This window comes from Pseudarthrobacter sp. RHLT3-21 (assembly GCF_059383495.1).
Genome location: NZ_JBWZCI010000025.1, coordinates 51372 through 70921 on the forward strand (window position 1 = coordinate 51372; position 19550 = coordinate 70921).

At 65.2% G+C, this 19550-nt stretch carries 15 protein-coding genes; 11 read left to right on the forward strand and 4 right to left on the reverse strand.

The features are described 5' to 3' along the window. Window positions 1–18: 18 nt before the first annotated feature. Window positions 19–1239 carry a sarcosine oxidase subunit beta family protein gene (locus AC50YA_RS19665; protein WP_494983884.1) on the reverse strand — a complete coding sequence of 407 codons (1221 nt, stop codon included), beginning with the start codon at window positions 1237–1239 and terminating at the stop codon, window positions 19–21. Then, a complete protein-coding gene (gene glyA, locus AC50YA_RS19670) occupies window positions 1236–2627 on the reverse strand; it encodes a serine hydroxymethyltransferase (RefSeq protein ID WP_494983885.1) in 1392 nt (463 codons plus the stop codon). Before glyA ends, AC50YA_RS19665 begins: the two co-directional genes overlap by 4 nt. Window positions 2628–2804: 177 nt before the next feature. Between glyA and AC50YA_RS19675 the strand changes: the two genes are divergently transcribed. From AC50YA_RS19675 to AC50YA_RS19685, 3 genes are all read left to right on the forward strand, one after another. Then, window positions 2805–3458, forward strand: a complete 654-nt coding sequence (locus tag AC50YA_RS19675; RefSeq protein ID WP_494983886.1) for a GntR family transcriptional regulator — start codon at window positions 2805–2807, stop codon at window positions 3456–3458. Window positions 3459–3890: 432 nt separating this feature from the next. Further along, complete coding sequence (locus AC50YA_RS19680; RefSeq protein WP_494983887.1) at window positions 3891–4226, forward strand: response regulator transcription factor; 336 nt, start codon at window positions 3891–3893, stop codon at window positions 4224–4226. Window positions 4227–4346: 120 nt separating this feature from the next. Beyond that, complete coding sequence (locus AC50YA_RS19685; protein WP_494983888.1) at window positions 4347–5156, forward strand: IclR family transcriptional regulator; 810 nt, start codon at window positions 4347–4349, stop codon at window positions 5154–5156. Between the two features lie 66 nt (window positions 5157–5222). On the opposite strand, the gene AC50YA_RS19690 is transcribed toward AC50YA_RS19685, so the two are convergent. Together AC50YA_RS19690 and AC50YA_RS19695 are read right to left on the reverse strand one after the other, a co-directional pair. After that, window positions 5223–6359, reverse strand: a complete 1137-nt coding sequence (locus tag AC50YA_RS19690; RefSeq protein WP_494983889.1) for an aromatic ring-hydroxylating oxygenase subunit alpha — start codon at window positions 6357–6359, stop codon at window positions 5223–5225. A gap of 50 nt (window positions 6360–6409) precedes the next feature. Then, a complete protein-coding gene (locus tag AC50YA_RS19695) occupies window positions 6410–7660 on the reverse strand; it encodes an NAD(P)/FAD-dependent oxidoreductase (RefSeq protein WP_494983890.1) in 1251 nt (416 codons plus the stop codon). Window positions 7661–7894: 234 nt separating this feature from the next. Here AC50YA_RS19695 and AC50YA_RS19700 point away from each other — a divergent pair, with 234 nt between their 5' ends. The 8 genes from AC50YA_RS19700 (at window position 7895) to AC50YA_RS19735 (ending at window position 19254) form a co-directional block, all read left to right on the forward strand. Then, on the forward strand, window positions 7895–8245 hold the full coding sequence (locus AC50YA_RS19700) for a bifunctional 3-phenylpropionate/cinnamic acid dioxygenase ferredoxin subunit (RefSeq protein ID WP_160675681.1): 351 nt from the start codon (window positions 7895–7897) through the stop codon (window positions 8243–8245). Between the two features lie 109 nt (window positions 8246–8354). Further along, a complete protein-coding gene (gene purU, locus AC50YA_RS19705; RefSeq protein ID WP_246224076.1) occupies window positions 8355–9254 on the forward strand; it encodes a formyltetrahydrofolate deformylase in 900 nt (299 codons plus the stop codon). Between the two features lie 67 nt (window positions 9255–9321). After that, complete coding sequence (locus AC50YA_RS19710) at window positions 9322–11829, forward strand: GcvT family protein (RefSeq protein WP_494983891.1); 2508 nt, start codon at window positions 9322–9324, stop codon at window positions 11827–11829. Between the two features lie 61 nt (window positions 11830–11890). Beyond that, window positions 11891–13588: a choline dehydrogenase gene (betA, locus tag AC50YA_RS19715; RefSeq protein WP_494983892.1), complete on the forward strand. Its 1698-nt coding sequence runs from the start codon at window positions 11891–11893 to the stop codon at window positions 13586–13588. Continuing rightward, complete coding sequence (locus AC50YA_RS19720; RefSeq protein WP_494983893.1) at window positions 13585–15138, forward strand: aldehyde dehydrogenase family protein; 1554 nt, start codon at window positions 13585–13587, stop codon at window positions 15136–15138. Before betA ends, AC50YA_RS19720 begins: the two co-directional genes overlap by 4 nt. Further along, window positions 15135–16169 (forward strand): quaternary amine ABC transporter ATP-binding protein, encoded by a 1035-nt coding sequence (locus tag AC50YA_RS19725; protein WP_494983894.1) that lies wholly within the window; start codon window positions 15135–15137, stop codon window positions 16167–16169. The genes AC50YA_RS19720 and AC50YA_RS19725 overlap by 4 nt, the downstream gene beginning before the upstream one ends. Next, on the forward strand, window positions 16169–18202 hold the full coding sequence (locus AC50YA_RS19730; RefSeq protein ID WP_494983895.1) for an ABC transporter permease: 2034 nt from the start codon (window positions 16169–16171) through the stop codon (window positions 18200–18202). Before AC50YA_RS19725 ends, AC50YA_RS19730 begins: the two co-directional genes overlap by 1 nt. A gap of 74 nt (window positions 18203–18276) precedes the next feature. After that, the gene (locus AC50YA_RS19735) at window positions 18277–19254 is read left to right on the forward strand and encodes an ABC transporter substrate-binding protein (RefSeq protein ID WP_494983896.1); all 978 of its coding nucleotides are present in this window, start codon (window positions 18277–18279) and stop codon (window positions 19252–19254) included. Window positions 19255–19550: the final 296 nt, after the last annotated feature.

Here is a 19550-nt window from a genome sequence, read left to right on the forward strand (position 1 = left end):
CTTTCTAGGGGACGGCGGCTAGTGGGCGACGGCGGCTGCGCCGTGTTCGTCGATCAGGGCGCCGGTTTCGAAGCGTTCCAGCGCAAACGGCTTGTTCAGCTTGTGCGGGGTCCCGGTGGCGATGGTGTGCGCGAACGTGAGGCCGGCGGCCGGGGTGCCCTTGAAGCCGCCGGTGCCCCAGCCGCAGTTCACGAACATGTTCTCCACCGGGGTAGTGCCAACGATGGGGGAGGCGTCCAGGGTGGTGTCCACAATGCCGCCCCACGTCCGGAGCACGTGCGCCCGGGCAAAGATGGGGAAGAGTTCGACGGCGGCAGCCATCTGGTGCTCGATCACGTGGAAGGAGCCGCGCTGACCGTAGCCGTTATAGGAGTCCACACCGGCGCCCATGACCAGTTCGCCCTTGTGGGCCTGGGAGACGTAGACGTGCACATGGTTGGACATCACCACCGTGGGGTGGACCGGTTCGTGCAGTTCGGAGACCAGCGCCTGGAGCGGGTGGGACTGGATGGGGAGCCGGAAGCCTGCCATTTCGGCCAGGACCGAGCTGTGCCCGGCGGCGCACAGGCCCACTTTTTCGGTGTTGATGGTGCCCTGGTTGGTCTTTACGCCCACCACGCGGTTGCCGTCCTTGACGAAGCCGGTGACTTCACAGTTCTGGATGATGTCCACGCCCAGCTCGTCGCACTTGCGGGCGAAGGCCCAGGCCACGTGGTCGTGCTTGGCGATGCCGGCGCGCGGCTGGTAGGTGGCACCCATGACGGGGTAGCGGATGTTGTCGCTGATGTTCAGGATCGGGCAGAGTTCCTTGACCTGCTGCGGGTCCAGCCATTCAGCGTCCACGCCGTTGAGCTTGTTGGCGCCGACACGCCGGATGCTTTCGCGGACGTCACCCAGGGTGTGGGCGAGGTTCATAACGCCGCGCTGGCTGAACAGGAAGTCGTACTCGAGCTCCTCCGGCAGGATTTCCCAGAGCTTGAGGGCGTGCTCGTAGATGGCCGCGCTCTCGTCCCAGAGGTAGTTGGAGCGGATGATGGTGGTGTTCCGGGCCATGTTGCCGCCGGCCAGCCAGCCCTTTTCCAGGACGGCGATGTTGGTCATCCCGTGGTTTTTGGCCAGGAAGTAGGCCGTGGCGAGGCCGTGCCCGCCGCCACCCACAATCACGGCGTCGTAGGAGGACTTGGGCTCGGGGTTCCGCCAGAGGAAATCCGGGTGTTCCGGGAGCTGTTGGGTGCTCACTGGGCTGCTCCAATCATTGCTGTTTCGAAGGCGGCGATCTCGGCGCCGCTGTCGTCCTGGGAAAGATGCGCGTAAAGCGGGAACTGGCCGGCCAGGGCGGTGACCCGGGCGCGGAGTACGACGGCGGCGTCGTCGCTGAGTGAGGACCCGCCGGAGGTGCCGTCCCCGGCGTCGTTGTTATTGGTGCCGCTGGTTGCCGCGGTGACGAGCGCCGTCGCGATGATGTCCGCCACCTCGGCGAATTCCACGGCGCCGAAGCCACGGGTGGCAAGGGCGGGCGTGCCGATCCTGAGCCCGGAGGACACCATCGGCGGGCGGGGGTCGAACGGTACCGCGTTCCGGTTGACCGTAATGCCGATCCGATGCAGCGCGTCTTCGGCCTGCTGCCCGTCCAGTTCCGAGTTCCGCAGGTCCACCAGGACCAGGTGCACGTCGGTGCCGCCGGTGACCACGGAGATGCCTGCCGCGGCGACATCGTCGCGGAGGAGCCGTTCGGCGAGCAGCTTCGATCCCTGCAGGACGCGTTCCTGGCGTTCCTTGAATTCGGGGGTGCCGGCGAGTTTGAAAGCCACGGCCTTGGCGGCGATGACATGCTCCAGTGGCCCGCCCTGCTGGCCGGGGAACACTGCGCTGTTGATCTTGCGGGCGTACTTTTCCTTGGCGAGGATGACTCCGCCGCGCGGGCCGCCGAGGGTCTTGTGCGTGGTGGTGGTGACGACGTCGGCGTACGGCACCGGGTTCGGGTGCAGCCCTGCCGCCACCAGGCCGGCGAAGTGCGCCATGTCCACCATGAGGTAGGCGTCCACCAGATCAGCGATCCGGCGGAACTCGGCGAAGTCCAGCTGGCGGGAGTAAGCGGACCAGCCGGCGACGATCAGCTTGGGCCGGTGCTGCAGGGCCAGTGCCTCAACCTCTGCCATATCGATCCGGAGGTCCGATTCGCGCACGTGGTACGGGACTACGTTGTAGAGCTTGCCGGAGAAGTTGATCTTCATGCCGTGGGTGAGGTGGCCCCCGTGGGCCAGGTTCAGGCCCATGATGGTATCGCCCGGGTTCAGCAGGGCAAACATGGCGGCGGCGTTGGCCTGCGCGCCGGAGTGCGGCTGGACGTTGGCGAATTCCGCCCCGAACAGTGCCTTGACCCGGTCGATGGCGAGCTGCTCGATAACGTCCACGTGCTCGCAGCCGCCGTAGTAGCGCTTGCCGGGGTAGCCCTCGGCGTACTTGTTCGTCAGGACCGAGCCCTGCGCCTCCATGACGGCGGACGGGGCGAAATTCTCCGAGGCAATCATTTCCAGCGTTGACTGCTGGCGGACCAGCTCGTTGTTAATGGCCTGCTGGACCTCGGGATCGACTGCGGAAAGTCGCTCGTTCAACTGCTCAACCACGGATGCTCCTTTTGAAATACCACTGTTGTTATGACTGATATATCAGTGTGAGGTCAATGGTATGATTGGGATCACAGCAGAGTCAATAGCTGGAACCAAAGTGGCATGGAGCTTCCGCTTGTAGGTCGGAGCCTGAACAGTGAAGAACGGAGTGGCGCCTTGAATGCACTTCCTGTAATGCCTACCGCCGAGGCTGAAGCGCCGTCCCAGGCGGAGGCCGCCTACCGGCAGCTGCGCGACAAGCTGATCATGCTGGAGATCCGGCCCGGTGAACCCATCAATGACGGGCAGCTGGCGGTCGAGCTCGGTTTCGGCCGCACTCCGGTGCGCGAGGCGATCAAGCGGCTGGAGGTGGACCATTTGGTGGTTTCCTATCCGCGCCGCGGGACCTTTGCCACCAATGTGGACTTCACGGAGCTCGCCGACGTCTCGGAGATCCGGGAGCTGCTGGAGCCGCTGGCTGCGCGCCGGGCCGCCAAGAGGGCAAGCGAGTCCATGCGCCGTGAACTGCTGCAGGTGGCCGATGCCATCGCGGAACTGGATCCCAGCCCGGGGGAGTCCCGCGACCTTATGCGCTACGACCTGACCGTGCACCGGCTGATCTACAAGGCGGCCGCCAACCCGCACCTGGAAGACACTCTGATCCGCTACGACAACCTGGCCACGCGCATCTGGTGCCTGGTCCTGGACAAGGTGCCCTCCGTGCGCGGCCACATCACCGAGCATGTGGACCTGCTCAAGGCGGTGGCTGCGGGGGACGCCGACAAGGCCGGCGAACTGGCCCTGCACCACGTCACCAGCTTTGAGGAAACCATCCGCAAGGTGCTTTAGCCCAACCGGAACGCTCTCTCACTTTCTGCAACCAAAACGGAAACGCTCCCTCGCTCACTTCCCGCTTGAAAAACTGCGGTCGTCAAGTTCTGAGACAGTTTCATCGTTGCTCTCTCATGGGTGCTAGAGAGCGTTTCGTAAATCGCGACAGGTAGTGAGAGAGGGTTACGTGAATTGCTGCAGGTGGTGAGAGAGCGTTTGGAAGAGGTCGGCGGTCCCCACCAAAGACGTGGGTACCGCCGTCGGACATCTCCTCGCCTGGCTTGCGCTGGCGCACCCGGGTCAGATGATCGCTTCCCGCAGCTCCTTTAGCAGCGAGGGCGGGATCGTCCGCGCTGTAGATGGCGCACGCAGTGGGATTGCGACGGCGAGAACCTCCTGGTCAACGTCCACGACGACGGTCCCGGCGAACTGTCCGCGACAGCACCGTCCATGGCCCGCCTCGCCCAGGGCGTCGAAGCCTTGGACGGCAGCGTGTCGGTGGACGTGATGCCTGGCTGGGGTGCCGACGCCGCCGTCTCCCTCCCACTCGACCTGCCAGCGAGGCAACTGGCCGACGTCTCCGACCGGAAGCTCGGGGACCGCGAACTGGAGGTCCTCCAGCTTCTGGCCGCCGGCCAGCGCAACCGGGCCATCGCCGCCAAACTCCACATCAGCGAAAACACGGTGAAGTTCCACCTCCGCACATCTACCGCAAGGTGGGTCTCCTCGCGAACGGAAGCCGTCGCGATGGCCCACAGTAGCGGTCTGCTGATCCAGCCGCCGTAACGCAATGCCGGCTCCCATGTGCCTGGCGGCATAGGATCGGAAGCGTCGAACTAACCGCGAGGACGCTACGGCGGCCTCGCGGCGGGTAAGCAAGCCGCACACTACTTGAGAGTATGGATCATGGCTTCGAACAATGACCGCGAATCCGACGTCGATGCGGACACAGGCCAGCACGGCGGTGTCCAGTCCGTGGACCGGGCCCTCGCGGTCCTGGAGATCCTGGCGCGGGACGGCCACGCCGGCGTGAGCGACATCGCCGAAGAGATGGGCATCCACAAGTCCACCGTCTCCCGGCTGCTGGGTTCGCTGGTGAGCCGGGAAATGGTCCACCAGAACAGCGAGCGGGGGAAGTACCAGCTGGGCTTCGGCATCCTCCGGCTGGCCAGCTCCATTCCCGGGCGGCTCAGCCTGGTCCGCGAAGCCCGGCCGGTGCTGGAAAGCCTGGCGGAGCAATTCAAGGAGACGGTGAACCTCGCGGTCCTGCGCTCCAACTACGCCGTCAACGTGGACCAGGCCATGGGCCCGTCCACGCTTGCCACGTATGACTGGGTGGGCAGCCTCACGGCCCTGCACGCGACGTCGAGCGGGAAGGTCCTGCTGGCGGCGCTGCCCGCGGACGAGCGGGACCGCGTCCTGAAGGAGACCGGGCTGCCACCGCGGACTCCGCGGACCATCACCAACAGGAAAGAGCTCGAAACCCAGCTGCTCGACGTCGCCCGCGACGGCTACGGGGTGGTGCGGGAGGAGTTTGAGATAGGACTCAACTCGATGGCCGTGCCCGTGTACAACCATCTGGGTGCGGTCATCGGTGCGGTCAGCATCTCCGGCCCGGCCTTCCGCTTTGATCCGGAAACGGCGCCGGGACTCCTCGAGGCGCTGAAACAGGCCGGACTGCAGATCAGCGCAAAGATGGGCCACACGGGGCGTTAACGAACTGTGGTCGAGCTTGTCGAGGGTCTCTGACAAGCTCGACCACCGGATGTCCCGGGGTTACGCTCAGGAGGTGGGCGTGACGTCCCCCACCTTCTCCTGTACCCAGTCGTGGAACGCGCCGATGTGGTGCTCGCTCGGGACCAGCACGCCGCCCTTGGCATAGACCTTTGAGCCCATGGCTGGCTGGCAGCGCTCGCAGGCGTCGAAATCCTGCTCGTTGACGCGGTGGAAAAGTTCCACCGAGGCGCTGACATCCTTGCCGCTTTCCACAACGCTGGGAAGGTACAGCCAGTCGCATTCAACGATGGTGTGGTCAGCGGCCATGGGAAACATGCGGTGGATGATCACGTGGTCCGGAACCAGGTTTACAAAGACCGTCGGCTTGATGGTTACCGCGTAGTAGCGGCGGTCCTGGTCCTCGCCGACGCCCGGAATCCGGTCCAGACCTTCGGAGCCGTCGATGGTGAAGCCCTTGATGTCCTCGCCAAATTCGGCGCCGTGGCCCACGAAGTACTGGGCGGCCAGGCCGTCAGCAAATTCAGGCAGCACCTCCGTGAGTTCGGGGTGGATGGTGGCGCAGTGGTAGCACTCCATGAAGTTCTCGATGATGAGCTTCCAGTTGGCCTTGACGTCGTACTTAATGCGGCGGCCCAGGCTCAGATTGGCGATGTCATAGTCCTCCACCGCCCGCAGGTCCCCGAGCCGTTCCTCGATGGCGCCCATGACATCCTCTTCGAACGACGGCGGCTCGTCGGCAAGGCAGACCCACACATACCCGAGGTACTCGCGGATGTGGACCTTCACGAGCCCGTACTCGTCCCGGTCGATGTCCGGCATCTTGGTCAGGTTGGGAGCCGCAATGAGCTTGCCTTCGAAGTCGTAGGTCCAGGCGTGGTAGGGGCACTGGAACGAGCGCGCAGCTTCGCCTTGCTCCTCCATGCACAGCTTGACGCCGCGGTGACGGCACACGTTGTAGAAGGCGCGGATGCCGCCCTTGCGGGTGCGGCTGATCAGCACGCTCTCCCGCCCGATCTGGACTGTCCGCCAGGCGCCGGGCTTGTCCAGGTCGGCCGAGCGGATGGCGCAGAACCACATCTGCTCGAAGATCCGCTCCTGCTCGGCGCGAAAAATCTCTTCGCTGACGTAGGCCTGGCCCGGGAGTGTGGGGATCAGGCTGGGCGTGAAGACTTCGGTGGTCATTCGTACTCCTCTGCGGTGACTGACGTCGGGGTTTGGAAGGTGTGTCGGGATTAGGCGAAACTGGCGGATGCTGCCAACGCTGGCTGGGCAGCGGTGGTCTGGGCTGGAGCGTTCTGCGCGGCCGTGGCTCGCGCGGCGTTGAGTTGCCGCCGCCACTTGGTGAAGAGGCGGGGCTGGTTGGCGCCAAGGACGGCTACAGGCTGGCCGCCGCGGTAGTAGACGGCCAGGAAGCTGTGAGCTGCGGGATCCCCGGCCTCGATGTCCACCCGGTCAGCGTCCCGGGCATGACCGGCGAACTGGATCCTGACGTTGTACTGGTCGGACCAGAAATACGGCAGGTTCAGCGGCTGACGGGCGGCCCCGGGGTCCAGGAGCGCCGTAACGGCGAGCGCCGGGCGCTCCACGGCGCCGCTCCAGTGCTCCACGCGGCGGTACTTTCCGGACTCTTCGTCCAGCCATGCAGCACAGTCGCCGACGGCGACCACGCCCGGCACGTTGGTACGGCCCATCGGATCGCACAGGACGCCGTCGCCGAGCTCGATGCCGGAGCCGGCAAGCCAGGCCGTGTTGGGCACGGCACCGATGGCGACCAGCACGACGTCGGCAGGCAGGTAGCGACCGTCTGCGAGTCGGAGCCCGCTGACCACTCCCTCGCCGCTGTAATACGACTCGATGGCGGCGTCACAAATCAGCTCCACCGCGTTAATTCCATGTAGCGCGGCGAGGGCGGCGGCCATCTCCGCGCCGAGGGGCCGGCTGAGCGGAACGGTGCCCGAACAGATGACGGTCACTTCAACTCCGAGGGCGCGGGCGGTGGAGGCAACTTCGGCGCCGATAAAGCCGGCGCCTACGATGACGAGCCTGGTCTCCGGCACCAGTTCGGGAGCAAGGTCCTGCGCGTCGTCCAAGGTCCGCAGGGTAAAGACGTTCGCCAGCCCGGCGAGCTCAGGCAGCGTCCGGGCGGATGACCCGGTGGCGATGACCACGCCGTCGGCCTTTATTTCTGTGCCGTCGTTGAGTGTTATCGTCCGGGTCTCGGCATCCAGGCTGCGGGCCGCTGATCCCAGCAGCCACTCGGCCTGGAGCGGATCTCCGCCTTCACGTTCTTCTGGCGTCTCCAGGAGAAGGTGTTCCGGACTGATTTTTCCCGCCAGGAAATCCTTGGACAGGGGCGGCCTGTCGTAGGGCCGCTGCGGTTCGTCACCGATCAGGATGAGCCTTCCGGCGAAGCCTTGGGCACGTGCGGCACGTGCGGCCGAGATTCCCGCCAAGGATGCCCCCACTATTGCCAGTGTCTGCATGGCCGCCTTCCCGTTGCACGAATGCAACAAATTGCGTATTACGCAACAACGTTCTGTATGCGAGACAGCGTGACGCAGACCACGAGGGGGTGTCAAGGGTTGGTTTTGTTAAGCCGGACCCCCTTGACAAGGCAGAGTGGCATGGATCACTCTGTTGCGTATTGTGATCGGCGTTGATGATGGCACAACCCGCCGGCCGGGCTGAGCCCGTCAACTGGGAAAGAGGTTTATCAAATGCACATCGCCTGCCCACTCACTGCATTGGCCCCCGGGGATGCAGTCCGTCTCGACACGTCCCCACCAATCGCTGTGTTCCACACGGAGGATGGCGAGCTCTTCGCCCTGGACGACACCTGCACCCATCAGGACGCGTCGCTCGCAGACGGGTGGGTGGAAGGCTGCGAGGTGGAATGCCCCCTTCACGCATCCAAGTTCAATCTCCGCACGGGCGAAGTGGACGCCCCGCCGGCCAAGCTGCCGGTGCGAGTCCACAAGGTCTCCGTGGTGGACGGCCAGATCATGGTCGAGGAATCCAGCGAGGCACCCAATCTTCCACCGGGCCTGACCGTCAACGGCCACGTCTAGCCACTACCGGCAATACTCCATTTCAAGCTAAGAGGTGAAGTTCTTGACCCTACAACTGAGCAACGAGCTGCAGGAACGGACCCGTTCCGCGGCCCCCGTCGGGCAGCAACTGGCGGGATCCGGGCAGCAAGCGACGCCGTTCGTCCTCACCGTTGCCTGCGCCGAGCGCCGTGGGATCGTCCACGCCGTGTCCAGTTTCCTCGCGATGCGCGGCTTCGACATCGCCGAGCACCAGCAGTTCGACGACCACGTCAGCAATACCCTCTTCCTGCGCACCGCCTTCACCGGCACGCTGGCAGGAACTGCTGGCAATCGTGCCGGCAGCGCCGCCAGCACAGCCGATTCCCTGTCCGCCGACTTCGCGGAGATCGCCGGCGAGTTCGGTATGTCCTACAGCTTCCACGACGACAGGCCGCAGCGCATCCTGGTGATGGTCTCCAAGTTCGGCCACTGCCTCAATGACCTCATTTTCCGCTGGCGCGCCGGGAGCCTGGGGGCGGACATCGCCGCCGTCGTCTCCAACCATGAGGACCTGCGCCCGATGGCGGAAACAGCAGGGCTTCCCTTCATCCACGTACCCGTAACGGCGTCCACCAAACCGCAGGCGGAGTCCCGGCTCTTGGAACTCGTGGACGAATACGACGCGGACCTTGTGGTGCTGGCCCGCTACATGCAGGTGTTGTCCGACGGCCTCTGCCGGGAACTCCACGGCCGGGCCATCAACATCCACCATTCTTTCCTGCCCGGATTCAAAGGGGCCAAGCCCTACCACCAGGCCTATGAACGCGGCGTGAAGGTGGTCGGGGCCACTGCCCACTACGTCACCGGCGACCTCGACGAAGGTCCCATCATCGAGCAGGAAGTCTTCCGGGTGGACCACGGCGTGGATCCGGATTCCCTGGTAACGGCAGGCCGCGACGCCGAAGCGATCGCCCTTTCCCGCGCGGTGAAGTGGCATTGCCAACACCGCGTCCTCCTCAACGGCTCCCGGACAGTTGTCTTCCGCTAGAGCCACACCGCGGGCCCTCAAAGGGCCCCTTCCATGCACGCAGTAAGTCAAGAACAGGAGCTTCCGTATGAGCGCTACACCCCGCGTCGTTATCATCGGCGCCGGCATTGTCGGTGCGAATCTGGCAGACGAGTTGGCCACCCGAGGCTGGACCAGCGTCACCGTACTGGATCAGGGACCACTCAACCTCGCCGGCGGCTCCACGTCGCACGCGCCCGGCCTGGTGTTCCAGACCAACCCGTCCAGGACAATGACGCAGTTCGCCGCCTACACCGTGGACAAGCTCCTCTCCCTGAGCGACGAGGGTGTCTCCTGCTTCAACCAGGTGGGCGGCCTGGAGATCGCCACCACCCCCGAACGGCTTGAGGATCTCAAGCGGAAGCTCGGCTACGCAACCTCATGGGGCATCGAGGGCAGGATCATCGACCCCGACGAGTGCAGCAAGCACTATCCGCTGCTGAATCCCGACATGGTCCTCGGCGGCCTCTACGTCCCGTCCGACGGCCTCGCGTCCGCAGCCCGCGCCGTTCAGCTGCTCATCCGCAAGGCCACGGCCGCCGGCGTCACGTTCATCGGATCAACCCCGGTGACCGGGATCGAGCAGGCCGGCGGAAAGGTCACCGGTGTCCAGACGCCCGACGGCGTGGTCCCGGCGGACATCGTGGTCTCCTGCGCTGGCTTCTGGGGCCCCAAGATCGGCGCGATGGCTGGCATGACCGTGCCGCTGCTGCCGCTGGCCCACCAGTACGTCAAGACCACCACGGTGCCGGAACTCGTGGGCGCCAACCTGGGCACGAACCCCCTGGACCCCTCTAACGGCGCCCGCATGCCCATTCTCCGGCACCAGGACAAAGACCTGTATTTCCGTGAGCACGGAGACAGGATCGGAATCGGCTCCTATGCCCACCGCCCCATGCCCGTGGACCTGGACCGGCTGCCTGAAGTGGCTCCCGGGCAGATGACCGAGCACCGCATGCCTTCCCGGCTCGAATTCACGGAGGAAGACTTCCTGCCCTGCTGGGAGGACAGCCGGCAACTGCTACCCGCCCTCCGCGGTGCGGAGATCGCCGACGGCTTCAACGGCATCTTCTCCTTCACGCCGGACGGCGGCCCGCTGATCGGGCAGGCCCCGGAGCTTGAGGGCTTCTACGTCGCGGAAGCGGTCTGGGTGACCCATTCGGCGGGCGTCGCACGTGCGCTGGCCGAACTGCTGATCGAGGGCCAGTCCCGCATCCCGCTTCACGAGTGCGAAGTTTCACGTTTCGAAGCCGTTCAGACCGCCGACAGCTACGTCAGCGAGACGTCTCAGCAGAACTTCGTGGAGATCTACGACGTCCTGCACCCCCTGCAGCCGCGCGAATCGCCCCGGGATCTGCGCGTCAGCCCGTTCAACTGCCGGCAGAAGGAACTGGGAGCGTTCTTCCTCGAGGCCGGCGGCTGGGAGCGCCCGCACTGGTTCGAGGCCAACCGCCAGCTCCTTGACGAGCTGCCGGCTGAATGGAAGGCGCCGGAACGCGGCCCCTGGGCCGCAATGTTCAGCTCCCCCATTTCCGCCGCCGAGGCATGGAAGACGCGTACCGCCGTCGCACTTTACGACATGACGGCACTCAAGCGGCTCGAGGTTTCGGGCCCCGGCGCCCTCGCGTTGCTGCAGCGCCTCAGCGCCGGGCAGGTCGACAAGAAGCCAGGCGCCGTCACTTACTGCCTTCTGTTGAACGACGACGGCGGCATCCGCAGCGACATTACGATCGCACGGCTCACGGAGACCACGTTCCAAGTAGGCGCCAACGGCAACATCGACTTCGACTACTTCACCCGGGAGGCCCGCAAGCAGACAGCTGATGACGTCAGCCAGTGGGTCCAGGTCCGCGACATTACGGGATCCACCTGCTGCATCGGGCTCTGGGGGCCGCTGGCACGCGAAGTTATTGCCAAGGTCAGCACCGATGATTTCACCAATGACGGTCTTCGTTACTTCCGTACCAAGCAGGTGCGGATCGGCGGCATCCCCGTGACGGCCATGCGGCTGTCCTATGTGGGCGAGCTGGGCTGGGAGCTGTACACCACCGCCGAACACGGACTGAAGCTGTGGGACCTCCTCTTCGAGGCCGGCCAGGAACAGGGCATCATCGCCGCCGGCCGTGGCGCCTTCAACAGCCTCCGCCTGGAAAAGGGATACCGGCTCTGGGGGACGGACATGACGCCCGAACACGAGCCGTACCAGGCAGGCCTGGGCTTCTCGATCGCCAAGAACAAGGACTCCTTCGTGGGTGCCGAAGCCCTCGCCGAACGCTGCGCGCAACCAGCCGCCATGCAGCTGCGCTGCCTGACGGTCGACGACGGGACGTCGGTGGTGCTGGGCAAGGAACCTGTGTATTTCATGGGCGAAGCCGCCGGCTACGTGACCAGCGCAGCCTACGGCTACACGGTGAAGCGGCCGATCGCCTACGCCTGGCTCCCGGCCAGCGCCTCCGAGGGCGATGCCGTGGAAATCGAATACTTCGGCACCCGGATCGCCGCAACGGTTAGCGCAGAGCCGCTGGTGGACCCGGGCATGGAACGCCTGCGCGGCTGAACCGGGCCCCATCCAGGCCCTCAACACGACTCCCAGACCACGCCCCAAGGAGATTTACCTGATGACGAACGAGAGCTACGACTACGTGATTGTCGGCGGCGGAAGCGCCGGATCCGTCCTGGCGGACAGACTGAGCGCCGACGGGACACACACCGTGCTGGTCCTTGAAGCCGGACGCAGCGACTACCCGTGGGACCTTTTCATCCAGATGCCGGCGGCGCTGACGTTCCCCAGCGGCAATAGGTTCTACGACTGGCAATACGAGTCCGATCCCGAGCCCCACATGCACGGGCGGCGGATCGCCCACGCCCGCGGCAAGGTCCTGGGCGGCTCCAGCTCCATTAACGGCATGATCTTCCAGCGCGGCAACCCGCTGGACTACGAGCGCTGGGGAGCCGACGCCGGAATGGAATCCTGGGACTTCGCCCACTGCCTGCCCTACTTCAAGCGGATGGAAACTGCGCTGGCCTCTGCTCCGAACGACGAGCTTCGCGGCCACGACGGACCCCTGGTCCTGGAGCGCGGACCCGCCCGCAATCCCCTGTTCCAGGCCTTCTTCCGGGCTTCGGAGGAGGCAGGCCACAAGCGGACGGATGACGTCAACGGGTACCGACAGGAGGGCTTCGGCCCGTTCGACCGGAACGTGCACAAGGGCCAGCGGCTCTCGGCGTCGCGCGCCTACCTGCGCCCCAATAAAGGCCGGAAGAACCTGACGGTCCGCACCCGGGCGCTTGCGGCCAAGGTCAATTTCGACGGCACAACGGCCACGGGGGTCACCTACCGTCGGAACGGCCGGCTGCACACCGTCGATGCCAAGGAAGTGGTGCTGTGCGGCGGCGCGATCAATACGCCCCAGTTGCTGCAGCTCTCCGGCGTGGGGGATTCCGCGCTCCTGTTGTCGCTGGGCATCAAGCCGGTGGTGGACCTGCCGGGCGTCGGCGAAAACCTGCAGGACCACCTGGAAGTGTACGTCCAGAACTCCTGCAAGCAACCGGTTTCCATGCAGCCGTACCTCAGCCTGTGGCGCTACCCGCTGATCGGTCTCCAGTGGCTGCTCCGCCGAAAGGGACCGGCAGCCACCAACCACTTCGAAGGCGGCGGCTTCGTCCGCTCCAACGAGGACGTCTCCTACCCCAACCTGATGTTCCACTTCCTGCCGGTTGCTGTGCGCTACGACGGCCAGAAAGCCGACGCCAAGCACGGTTACCAGGTCCACGTGGGCCCCATGTACTCCGACGCCAGAGGCAGCCTGAAGATCACCTCTACGGACCCCGCCGCGCACCCGTCCATGCAGTTCAACTACCTGTCCACTGACCAGGATCGGCGCGAATGGGTGGAGGCCATCCGGGTCACCCGCGACATCCTCTCCCAGCCGGCCCTCGCACCCTACAGTGGCGGCGAACTCTCGCCCGGCCCCTCCGTCCAGACGGACGAGGAGATCCTCGACTGGGTGGCCCGGGATGCCGAAACGGCGCTCCACCCCTCCTGCACCGCCAAGATAGGCCCGGCCTCCGACCCCATGGCTGTGGTGGATCCGCTTACCATGAAGGTCCACGGCACCTCGGGGCTCCGCGTGGCGGATGCCTCCGCTATGCCCTACGTGACCAACGGCAACATCTACGCCCCGGTAATGATGCTCGCCGAAAAGGCCGCGGACCTCATCCTGGAACGTACGCCGCTGGCACCCGAGCACGCGGACTTCTACCGGCACGAACCCGCGGTGCCTTCCGAAGCCGCACCTAGCCTGGGCCGCGCATGAGCGGCGTTCAGGTTGCCGGGATCGACAGCCGGACCGTGACGGACCAGGAAGCGGCGCCGGTACGGGGCCTGTTCGTGGATGGGCGGTGGAGCGAATCGTGCGCCGGGAAAACGCGGGTCATCACGTGCCCGGCAGACGGCGAAAAAGTCGCCGAGATTGCCGAATCCACGGCCGCCGATGCCGAGGCCGCGGTTGCCAGCGCCCGTAGGGCGTTCGACGGCGGCGCGTGGCCCGGCACCAGCGAGAAGGAACGCGGACAGGTCCTGCTCCGCACCGCCGAACTGCTGGAACGCGACAAGGCGCAGTACGCCCGGGCCGAAGCCCTCGACACGGGCAAACGCTACGTCGAAGCGGAATACGACATCGACGATATCGCCGCCTGCTTCAGGTACTACGGCGGCATCGCCGGAACGGACGCCGGCCGCGTGATCGATACCGGGATACCAGAAACCATCAGCCGCGTGGTCCACGTCCCTGTGGGTGTGTGCGGGCTCATTACGCCATGGAACTACCCCCTCCTACAGGCGTCCTGGAAGGTGGCCCCGGCCCTGTTGGCCGGCAATACCTTCGTCCTCAAACCCAGTGAACTGACTCCCTCCACCTCCATCCTGCTGATGGATACGCTCCTTGAGGCCGGGCTGCCGGCCGGGGTCGCCAACCTCGTCACCGGCACCGGTCCCGACGTCGGCGCAGTCCTGAGCGAAAGCCCGGACGTTGACCTGGTCTCGTTCACCGGCGGCCTGGCCACCGGGATCAACATCATGAAGACCGCGGCCAACACGGTGAAGCGGGTTGCCCTGGAACTGGGCGGGAAGAATCCGAACATCGTCTTCGCAGATGCCGACCGCGAGTCCGCTCTGGACAACGCCCTCACCGCGGTGTTCCTGCATTCGGGTCAGGTGTGCTCGGCCGGAACCAGACTCATCATCGAAGAATCGATCCACGACGAATTCGTGGCGGAACTGGTGCGGCGTGCGCAGGCCATCCGGCTTGGCGGTCCCTTCGACGAGCTCGCGGAGACCGGCCCGCTGATCTCGGCCGCACACCGTGACAAGGTCCATGCCTACGTCCAGGCCGGCATCGACGAAGGAGCCACGCTTCTGTGCGGCGGCTATATCCCCGACACCGGTGCATTGGCACTCGGCAGCTACTACCCTCCCACCATCCTGGACGGTTGCCACACCTCCATGAAGGCAGTCCAGGATGAGTCGTTCGGACCAGTCCTGACCGTGGAGACCTTCAGCACGGAGGAAGAAGCCATCAATCTGGCCAACGACACCGCCTACGGACTGGCTGGCGCCGTCTGGACGCGGGACGGGTCGCGCGCGCAGCGCGTGGCCGGGGCCCTCCGGCACGGCACGGTGTGGATCAACGACTACCACCCGTACGTTCCCCAGGCAGAGTGGGGCGGATTCGGCAAGTCCGGAAACGGCCGCGAACTGGGGCTCCAGGGTCTCGCGGAGTACCGCGAAACCAAGCACATCTGGCAAAACATCAACCCCAAGCCCAGCCACTGGTTCAAGCCTCCACAGGCAGGAGTACAGCAATGAACAGTCCCGACATCTCAGTGCGCAACCTTTGGAAGGTCTTTGGACCGGGGGGCGACAAGATCCCCAACAATCCAGAACTCTCGGCCCTCAACTCCGCGGACCTGCTTGAACGCACCGGCTGCGTGACCGCCGTCCGCGACCTGAGTTTCGACGTGGCCAAGGGCGAGGTCTTTGTGGTCATGGGACTTTCCGGATCCGGCAAATCCACCCTGATCCGCTGCCTGACCCGGCTGATCGAACCCACCTCCGGGCAGGTCCTGGTGGACGGGAAGGACGTCCTGCAGGCAGGCGTCGCCGAGCTGCGCGAACTGCGCCGACGGAAGATGTCCATGGTGTTCCAGCACTTCGGCCTCCTCCCCCACCGCACCGTGCTGGACAACGTCTCCTACGGGCTGCAGATCCGCGGGGCGGCCAAGAACGAACGCTACGCCAGGGCGCGGGAAATCATCGAGCTGGTTGGCCTGAAAGGCTACGAACAGCACTACCCGGACCAGCTGTCCGGTGGAATGCAGCAGCGCGTCGGCCTGGGCCGGGCCCTGGCCGGCGATCCGGACACCATCCTCTTCGATGAGCCCTTCTCCGCACTGGATCCGCTCATCCGCCGAGACATGCAGGCGGAAGTCATTCGGCTGCACAAGGAAATGGGCAAGACCATGGTGTTCGTGACCCACGATCTCTCCGAGGCGCTCAAGCTCGGAGACCGCATCCTGATCATGCGCAACGGCGAGACGGTTCAGTGCGGCACCGGAGACGATCTGGTGGGCTCCCCGGCGGACAAGTATATTGAGGACTTTGTTTCCGAAGTCCCCCGCGCGGACGTCCTGACCCTGAAATGGATCACCCGGCCCGTGGCGGCCGGAACACCGGGCGACGCGCCCGTCCTCAGCTCCCGAATGATCATCCGGGATGCCATAGCGGCGGTCATGCACTCCTCCTGCCCCGTCCTGGTGGAAGATGGCGGCAGGATCACGGGGCAGATCGACCGCGACAGCATCCTTTCGGTGCTGCAGCCCACGGAAGCAGCGGCCTAATGTCTACCCTCGTCCGAGATCGGGCCACGGTGCAACCCACACCGGCCGCTGTCCGTGAGCCCCGCCGCCGGCCCAGCCGGCGCACACTCCTCCTGGCAGGCGCCGCCGTCGTCTGGATCCTGGGATTCCTTTTCCTGCGCGGAACCTCCACCTTGACCTTGCCCGCCTCAGAGCTGACGGACCTGCACCGGTCCCTGAACCAGTTCAACGCCTGGGTAGCAGCGAACCGCGCAGACAACCCCGTCTTCCTGTACGTCTTCACGCCCTTGCGTGCCGCCGTCGACGCCGTCGCCAACCTGTTCATCACCACCTTTGCCGCAAGTTCCACGGGCCTGCGACTGCCGGAGATCGGCTGGCTCGGAACCGTAGGCCTGCTGGGCTGGATCGCCTTCGCGATCGGCAACGCGCGGGTCGCGCTGCTGACTGTCGCCGTCTTTACGTTCTTCGGCCTCCAGGGCCTGTTCCTCGAAGCCGCCTACACGTTCGCACTGGTCCTCACAGCCGTGCTGCTGACCCTTCTGGTCGGGATCCCGCTCGGCGTCCTGGCCGGCGTCTACGGCCGGGTCGCCAAGGTGATCACACCCGTGCTGGACTTCATGCAGACCCTGCCAACATTCGTGTACCTGGCCCCGCTTGCCCTGGTCTTCCTCATCGGCCCGGCGTCGGCCGTCATAGCCACCGTGATCTACGCTGCACCTCCCGTGATCCGGCTGACAGCACACGGCATCCGCGCCATCCCGGAGAACACCCGCGAAGCCTCCGATTCGCTGGGTACAACGGGCCTGCAGCGGCTGGTCACCCTGCAGCTTCCCATGGCCCGGCGGACCATCGTCATGGGAATCAACCAGAGCACCATGGCGGCTCTGTCCATGGTCACCATCGCGGCGCTGATCGCGGCGCCCGGGCTTGGCCAGGTAGTGGTACGGGCGCTGCAATCGCTCGACGTCGGCACAGCTGTCAACGCCGGGCTCTCCATCGTCCTGCTCGCGATCGTGCTGGACCGGGTCACCACCGCCGCCAGCCGCCGCGCAGACCCGGGGACGGCCCGGAACCGCAGGGTTTCCCGCAGGACCAGGCACATCCTCCTCGGCATCACCCTTGTGCTGGCACTGGCCATGGTGCAGTTCTCCCGGACCATGCTGTGGGCAGCAGCGTTCCCCAAGGATCTCAACATCGGTCCTGTCATCGTCCAGGCGGTGGCCGCGGCCAGCCAGTGGATGCAGACCAACATGTCCCTGTTCACCGTTTCCTTCCGGGAAGCCGTCACCATCGGGATCCTTAACCCGTTCCAGTCGCTGCTTACGGACACGCCCTTCTACATCCTCATGACCGTCATTGCCATTGCGGCCTATGCCCTCGGCGGCTGGAAGCTCGCGGCCCTGACCACGGCATGCCTGAGCGTGATCATCTACCTCGGCCTCTGGAGCGACTCCCTGGTCACCCTGGCCGGAACGCTGGTGGCCACCATAGTGGTCATGGTCCTGGGTGTTGTCTTCGGCGTCGCAATGGGCCGGTCCGGGCGGGTGGACCAGATCATGCGGCCCATGCTGGACGCTGGCCAGACCATGCCGGCCTTTGTGTACCTGGTTCCGTTCCTTGGACTCTTCGGCGCCACCCGCTTCACCGCCATCATCGCCGGCATCATCTACGCCGCCCCCGTAGCAATCAAGATCACGGCTGACGGCATTGCAGCGATTTCCCCCACCGTTGTCGAAGCTGCCGTTGCCAGCGGCTCCACTCCCTGGCAGGTCATCACCAAGGTCCAGCTTCCGATGGCCCGGCAGACCCTGGCCCTCGCCGCCAACCAGGGCCTGATCTATGTCCTGGCCATGGTGGTGGTCGGTGCGCTTGTGGGCGCGGGCGGGCTCGGATACGACGTCGTCGCCGGCTTTGTCCAAAGCGCGCTCTTCGGCAAGGGCCTCGCCGCGGGCCTTGCCATCGTCTTCCTCGGCATCCTGCTCGACAGGATGACGCAGGCTGCCGCAGCCACCCCGGTGCGGAAAATCCCCTCAACCAACTCCACAGCAACGTAACCGCATAACCGCCCTGCGCCTGGCGCAGGGCATGGAGGACCCCCCACGCATTCCCCCCAACAAGGAGATCTACGATGAAAAAAGCTGGACTGCTGTTGAAACGAGCTGTCCCAGCGGTGGCTGGAGCTGCTGCTGCCGCCCTGCTCCTGGCAGGTTGCGGCGGCGCCTCGGTGAACCAGGTGGCTGCTGCCACCGGTGCCGCCGAAGCACCCTGCGGAAGTGTTAATGTCGCGATGAACGCTTGGGTGGGGTATACGGCAAATGCCGCTGTGTACAGCTACGTGGCGAAGAACAAGCTTGGCTGCACCGTGGTCCAGAAGGACCTGAACGAGCAGATCTCCTGGCAGGGTTTTGCCTCTGGCGAGGTGGACGTCGTCATGGAAAACTGGGGCCACGATGATCTGGTGAAGCAGTACATTACGGATCAGAAAGTGGCTGTCGACGCCGGCCCCACCGGCAACGAAGGCCACATCGGCTGGTACGTGCCGCCATGGATGGCAGAAAAGTACCCGGACATCACCGACGGCAAGAACCTGAACAAGTACGCCTCCATGTTTGCCACCTCAGAGTCCGGCGGAAAGGGGCAGGTCCTCGACGGCGATCCCGCCTTCGTTACCAACGACGAGGCCATCGTGAAGAACCTGAACCTGGACTACAAGGTGGTGTTCTCCGGTTCGGAGGCCGCCCTGATCCAGTCGTTCCGGACGGCACAGCAGAACAAGACGGCGCTCCTTGGCTACTTCTACGAGCCGCAGTGGTTCCTGTCCGAGGTGCCGCTCAAGAAGGTCAACCTGCCGGAGTGGACCGAAGGCTGCGACGCCGAGCCGGAGAAGGTGGCCTGCGACTACCCGAAGTACACGCTGAACAAGATCATTTCCAAGAAGTTCGAGGAGAGCGGCTCACCTGCAGCCAAACTGGCCACGGCGTTCAAATGGACCAACGAGGACCAGAACTCCGTTGCCACGGACATCCAGGGCGGCATGACGCCTGAAGCCGCGGCCAAGAAGTGGGTGGATGCCCACCAGGACGCTGTGAACGCCTGGCTCGACTAAGCGCGACCCTACCGGGCTAGAAAAGTCACCCACCCAGGGAGATCCGTGGGTGGGTGACTTGTTTCCGCCTACCCTGGGTCGGGTTGGCAGGTGCAGGCGGGCGGGGCGGCGGGTTCCGGTTGGCTAGTTCGCCGCTGCCACCTCGATATGCGGCACGAAGCGGACGAACATTGCCTTGAAGCCGGGGGTGTTGGATTCCCTGGCGACGTTTTCCTTGTGGACCAGGGCGTTGGCTTCCGGGAAATACGCGGCGGCGCAGCCCTTGGCCGTGGGGTAGGCCACCAGCCGGAACTTGT

Excerpts from the sequence above, each read along its gene's own strand:
- AC50YA_RS19710 (WP_494983891.1), top strand. The coding sequence starts at position 9,322 with ATGAGCGCTACACCCCGCGTCGTTATCATCGGCGCCGGCATTGTCGGT.
- AC50YA_RS19690 (WP_494983889.1), bottom strand. The coding sequence starts at position 6,359 with ATGACCACCGAAGTCTTCACGCCCAGCCTGATCCCCACACTCCCGGGC.
- AC50YA_RS19730 (WP_494983895.1), top strand. The coding sequence starts at position 16,169 with ATGTCTACCCTCGTCCGAGATCGGGCCACGGTGCAACCCACACCGGCC.
- AC50YA_RS19675 (WP_494983886.1), top strand. The coding sequence starts at position 2,805 with ATGCCTACCGCCGAGGCTGAAGCGCCGTCCCAGGCGGAGGCCGCCTAC.
- betA (WP_494983892.1), top strand. The coding sequence starts at position 11,891 with ATGACGAACGAGAGCTACGACTACGTGATTGTCGGCGGCGGAAGCGCC.
- AC50YA_RS19720 (WP_494983893.1), top strand. The coding sequence starts at position 13,585 with ATGAGCGGCGTTCAGGTTGCCGGGATCGACAGCCGGACCGTGACGGAC.
- AC50YA_RS19725 (WP_494983894.1), top strand. The coding sequence starts at position 15,135 with ATGAACAGTCCCGACATCTCAGTGCGCAACCTTTGGAAGGTCTTTGGA.
- AC50YA_RS19735 (WP_494983896.1), top strand. The coding sequence starts at position 18,277 with ATGAAAAAAGCTGGACTGCTGTTGAAACGAGCTGTCCCAGCGGTGGCT.
- AC50YA_RS19695 (WP_494983890.1), bottom strand. The coding sequence starts at position 7,660 with ATGCAGACACTGGCAATAGTGGGGGCATCCTTGGCGGGAATCTCGGCC.
- AC50YA_RS19680 (WP_494983887.1), top strand. The coding sequence starts at position 3,891 with ATGGCCCGCCTCGCCCAGGGCGTCGAAGCCTTGGACGGCAGCGTGTCG.
- AC50YA_RS19700 (WP_160675681.1), top strand. The coding sequence starts at position 7,895 with ATGCACATCGCCTGCCCACTCACTGCATTGGCCCCCGGGGATGCAGTC.
- AC50YA_RS19685 (WP_494983888.1), top strand. The coding sequence starts at position 4,347 with ATGGCTTCGAACAATGACCGCGAATCCGACGTCGATGCGGACACAGGC.